We start from the raw sequence: 255 nt of genomic DNA on the forward strand, positions 1-255 counted from the left end.
CACAGGTTATGTCCGCTGGGCTGGAGGACACATTCCCTGCTGCCACGGTGAATGATCTGTCACATAGATAGGATCTGAACCATTCCAGTGCTGACCCCGTCACCCCCACCCAATTTTCTAAACGATCAATTAAAATGCTGTGATCAATAGTGTCAAATGCTGCAGAAAGATCTAATAAAACTAAAACTGTACACAAGCCGTTGTCTGTGTTTATACGAATGTCATTTAAAACCTTCAGAAGTGCTGTTTCAGTAC

General features: G+C 43.1%; 1 protein-coding gene. It reads right to left on the bottom strand.

Features of this window, described 5'->3' with window-relative positions:
- A partial coding sequence (locus IEQ44_RS16190; protein ID WP_193639451.1) for an RNA-dependent RNA polymerase family protein occupies window positions 1-255 on the bottom strand: 255 nt, incomplete at both ends.

Origin of the sequence: Nocardioides malaquae (genome assembly GCF_015070385.1) — a bacterium.
Taxonomy (GTDB): Bacteria; Actinomycetota; Actinomycetes; order Propionibacteriales; family Nocardioidaceae; genus Nocardioides; species Nocardioides malaquae.